A 698-nucleotide genomic window follows, 5' to 3' on the forward strand; every position below is an offset into this window, starting at 1 on the left:
CCCGTCGAGAACGGCGACGCGGGCCGGGTCAGTGGCAAGAGCGCGATTGCATCATCCAGCGGTGCCGGGCACGGCTCGCCGATGTGCTTGGTCGTGAGGCCCAGCGCATTGGTCTGGAACGCGATCATCGGGTTGCCGGTGCGCTCCAGTACCACGGGGTTGCCCCACCCTTCCAGCGTGCGCCACAGCTTCGATTTGCGCAGGGCCAGTTCCTTGATGCCGTCCGGGTCAATCCCCGCCCAAGTCATTGCAGCGATTCGGAGCTTGACGATGCAGCCGCCGTCGCGGCGGTACTCGTTGAGCGCCTTCGTGGCGAGGTTGATGTTGCGGTTCTGCTCGGACGTGATCGACAGCAGGCTGGCGAAGATGGACTTGAATGCCATAACCGACATGCCGTCCGATTCCAGCATGAAGCTGATCGAATACGGCAGGGCGCGGGTCACGCCGTTTTCCCGCGTCTCGGCCCGGTTGAGGCTGTTGAACAGGGTGTTGAAGTATTGCGGCTCGCGGGGCGGCACGGCCACCATGAGCGGCGCATACACCCGGCTGCCTACGCGCACGGTGTTGGAATCCGGCAGGTTCTCGCTGCCGTTCTTCCCGATCTCGGCGGTGGCCGTCATGATCTGGCGCGGTAGCGGCGGATAGAGCAATTCCGACATGTCTTCGATGTCGCCATTGCTCTTCCAGCGGAAAGGAAT

1 pseudogene is annotated in these 698 nt (G+C 63.5%); it reads right to left on the bottom strand.

The annotated features are described in order from the left end of the window. A pseudogene (locus DS839_RS35880) lies at positions 1-698 on the bottom strand (hypothetical protein); the annotation flags it as partial.

The sequence above is a fragment of the Taklimakanibacter deserti genome, from assembly GCA_003574785.1.